General features: G+C 55.1%; 4 protein-coding genes. 3 read left to right on the forward strand and 1 reads right to left on the reverse strand.

The annotated features are described in order from the left end of the window. Nucleotides 1–674: substrate-binding domain-containing protein (locus tag KQJ18_RS22395; protein ID WP_216422777.1), on the forward strand; the 674-nt coding region annotated here is incomplete at its 5' end. A gap of 13 nt (nt 675–687) precedes the next feature. Next, the gene (locus KQJ18_RS22400; protein ID WP_038633346.1) at nt 688–1,698 is read left to right on the forward strand and encodes a LacI family DNA-binding transcriptional regulator; all 1,011 of its coding nucleotides are present in this window, start codon (nt 688–690) and stop codon (nt 1,696–1,698) included. Nucleotides 1,699–1,747: 49 nt separating this feature from the next. On the opposite strand, the gene lysA is transcribed toward KQJ18_RS22400, so the two are convergent. After that, nucleotides 1,748–3,004 (reverse strand): diaminopimelate decarboxylase, encoded by a 1,257-nt coding sequence (gene lysA, locus KQJ18_RS22405; protein ID WP_216422779.1) that lies wholly within the window; start codon nt 3,002–3,004, stop codon nt 1,748–1,750. Nucleotides 3,005–3,122: 118 nt separating this feature from the next. Between lysA and KQJ18_RS22410 the strand changes: the two genes are divergently transcribed. Further along, nucleotides 3,123–3,858 (forward strand): LysR family transcriptional regulator (locus tag KQJ18_RS22410; protein ID WP_216422781.1); only part of this gene is annotated, 736 nt, incomplete at its 3' end.

The following is a 3,858-nucleotide window of genomic DNA, read 5'->3' on the forward strand; positions in this document are numbered from 1 at the left end:
TTGTTGTCCACGCCAAAATCATCCCGGATGCAGATCTGGCTTCATTAATGAAGCAAATCCCCGGCATGGTATTAATCAACCGAATTCTGCCAGGATTCGAACAACGCTGCGTTGCCCTCGATGACCGCTTCGGCGCGTGGTTGGCTACCCGACACCTTATTCAGCAGGGCCATACCCGTATCGGTTATCTGTGCTCCAATCACACCATTTCAGATGCGGAGGATCGCCTGCAAGGCTATTACGATGCGCTGACGGAGAGCAATATACCGATTAACGATCGGCTGGTGACCTTTGGCGAGCCGGATGAGAGCGGCGGTGAGCAGGCCATGACCGAGTTGCTTGGCCGTGGTAAAAACTTCACGGCTGTAGCCTGCTATAACGACTCAATGGCGGCTGGCGCGATGGGCGTGTTAAATGATAACGGCATTGATGTACCAGGCGAAATTTCCCTGATCGGCTTCGATGATGTGCTGGTTTCCCGCTATGTGCGTCCACGTTTGACCACGGTACGCTATCCGATAGTGACGATGGCGACCCAGGCCGCTGAACTGGCGCTTGCGCTGGCGGAGAAGCGACCCGCGCCTGAAATCACCCACGTATTTAACCCAACTCTGGTGCGCCGCCATTCCGTTTCGACGCTGACAGAGCCGGGCAATTCTTCGTCAAACGATTAACCAGGATAGCGTCATGACCACGATGTTGGACGTTTCACGACATGCTGGCGTCTCAAAAGCGACCGTTTCGCGCGTGCTGAATGGTACGGGTCAGGTAAAAGAGAGCACGCGCCAGAAAGTGTTTAAGGCCATGCAGGCACTTGATTATCGACCCAATTTTTTAGCGCGTTCTTTAGCGAACCGTACCAGCAATAGCATTGGCCTGGTGGTTTCCACGTTTGATGGATTCTACTTTGGCCGCCTGCTGCAACAGGCTTCGCGCCAGACGGAATCTCACGGTAAGCAGTTGATCGTCACCGACGGTCACGACACGCCGGAGCGTGAACAGGAAGCCGTGCAAATGCTGGCCGACAGGCAGTGTGATGCCATTATTCTCTATACCCGTTATATGAGTGAGCAGGCGATTATGTCACTGATGAACAGCATTGCTATGCCGTTGCTGGTCATTAACCGTGATGTCAGTCAGGCCCGCGATCGCGCGATTTTCTTTGAACAGGAAGAAGCCGCGTTCCAGGCGGTCAATTATCTGATCTCCCAGGGGCATAGCGATATTGCCTGCATCACCGTGCCGGGCCATACCCCTACCGGTAAATCACGTTTGATGGGATATCGTAAAGCGCTGGAAAAAAACGGTATTCCCTGGGACCCCGGCAAGGTTAAATACGGCGATTCAACGATGACGCGTGGCTATGAAGCCTGTCGTGAGCTGCTGGAGGAAGGGGTGACATTCAGCGCTCTCTTCGCCTGTAACGATGACATGGCATTAGGTGCATCAAAAGCCTTGCATCAGGCTGGCCTGAAGATCCCGACGGACGTCTCGCTCTTTGGTTTTGACGATGCGCCCAGCGCTAAATGGCTGGAGCCGGGACTCTCTACCGTCTATCTGCCGATTGACGCCATGATAACAACGGCAATTGACCAGGCTATCCGTCTGGCCAACGGTGAGAGCGTAGAGCCGATCCCACCGTTTACCGGCAAACTGGTGTTGCGGGAATCGGTGACAACAGGGCCGTACTTTAAGTAATCAGATGCCGGATGGCGCTACGCTTATCCGGCATTTCACAACGCTGTATTCAGATTAATTCCAGCGCCAGTAGCTCATCAATAGTCTGACGACGACGGATCAGTCGCGCCACGCCGTGATCAAACAACACTTCCGGCAGCAGCGGGCGGCTATTGTAGTTTGACGACATTGACGCACCGTACGCCCCGGTATCATGCAGCACCAGGTAATCACCCGGCACCACCGCTGGCAGCAGACGGGTTTCCACATTTCCACCTTCCTGCTGGGTAAACACGTCGCCGGACTCACACAGCGGCCCGGCCACCACGGTTTCAATCTGCGGCGCATTTTCCAGCGAACGACCATCCCCCGCCAGCGCGGAAATATGGTGATAGCTGCCGTACATCGCCGGGCGCATCAGATCGTTAAAACCGGCGTCAATCAGCACAAAGTGACGGCTGCCCATCGCTTTTACGCTGCGCACCTGCGCCACCAGCACGCCGGATTCCGCCACCAGAAAACGGCCCGGTTCGATCTCCAGTTTGACAGCGTGACCCAGATGACGCGCAATTTGATCGCGCGCGGCGTTCCATAACCCAAAGTAGTGATCGGTATCGATCGCCTCTTCCCCCTCGCGATACGGGATCGACAGCCCGCCGCCCGCGGAAATCGCCTCCAGATCCTGACCAAACTCGACAACCTGACGCACCATCGCGCCGCATACCTGTTCCAGATGGCCGTAGTCGACGCCGGATCCGATATGCATATGAATACCCACCAACTTCAACTGATAGCGCTGGATCACTTCCAGCGCCGCCGGTAGATCGCTGTACCAGATACCGTGTTTGCTGTTCTCGCCACCGGTGTTGGTTTTCTGACTATGTCCATGACCAAAGCCAGGGTTCACGCGTAGCCACACGCGATGGCCCGGCGAAAGCTGACCCAGTTGCTCCAGCATATCCACTGAACCGGCATTAACCGGAATGCTCAATTCATGCACCCGGGCGAGCGTCGCGCCATCGATCATATCGGCGGTAAAGACAATCTCATCTTTTCCCGGCTCAAAACCCGCCGCCAGCGCGCGTTCAATTTCGCCCAGCGAGACGGAATCGACCTTCACGCCCTGCTCGCGCATCAGGCGCAGAATATGAATATTTGAGCATGCCTTCTGGGCAAAACGCACCACGTCAAACTGGCTCAGTTTGGCAATCTGCGCGCGGATAATCTGTGCATCATACACCCACACCGGGCAGCCAAATTCAGCGGGCAGGCGTAGCAGGTTGTCGGCGGTGAGATCGGTATCAGTGCTATTGAGTGGGCGTGGCATGGTGTGCTCCGGTATTGGCTTTTTTATGATTACGCCACAGCCCGAAAAGAATAAAAAATATCGTTTTATCGTGAGTCTATGCAAAAATGATATGGATTACATCATTCGAGGATTCGCCATGCCCGCCGTTAACCTACGCCATGTTGAAATTTTTCACGCCATCATGACCGCAGGCAATCTGACGGAAGCCGCGCGGATGCTACATACCTCGCAGCCGACCGTCAGTCGGGAACTGGCCCGATTCGAGAAAGTGCTGGGATTAACGCTATTCGAACGTTCGCGTGGCAGGCTGCATCCGACCGTGCAAGGGTTACGTCTGTTTGAAGAGGTGCAACGTTCCTGGTATGGTCTGGACAGGATTGTGAGCGCCGCTGAAAGCCTGCGCGAATTTCGTCAGGGCGAATTATCGATTGTCTGCCTGCCGGTATTCTCACAATCTTTTTTACCGCCGCTGCTGCAGCCGTTCCTCACACGCTACCCGCAGGTCAATATTCAGATAGTGCCGCAGGAGTCACCATTGCTGGAAGAGTGGCTGTCGGCGCAACGCCACGATCTGGGCATCACAGAAACTCTGCATACTCCCGCCGGCACTAAACGTACAGAATTGCTGGCGCTGGATGAAGTATGCGTGCTGCCACAGGAACATCCGCTGGCCGAGAAATCCGTGCTCACCCCCCAGGATTTTCAGGGCGAAAACTACATCAGCCTGTCGCGGACCGACAGCTACCGTCAGCTTCTGGATACCTTGTTTAATGAGCATCAGGTGAAACGCCGCATGGTAATAGAAACCCATAGCGCTGCTTCAATTTGTGCAATGGTGCGGGCGGGTGTGGGGCTGTCTCTTATACACATCT

This window comes from Citrobacter sp. S55_ASV_140, assembly GCF_018919505.1.
Classification (GTDB): domain Bacteria; phylum Pseudomonadota; class Gammaproteobacteria; order Enterobacterales; family Enterobacteriaceae; genus Citrobacter; species Citrobacter werkmanii.

Excerpts from the sequence above, each read along its gene's own strand:
- KQJ18_RS22400 (WP_038633346.1), top strand. The coding sequence starts at position 688 with ATGACCACGATGTTGGACGTTTCACGACATGCTGGCGTCTCAAAAGCG.
- lysA (WP_216422779.1), bottom strand. The coding sequence starts at position 3,004 with ATGCCACGCCCACTCAATAGCACTGATACCGATCTCACCGCCGACAAC.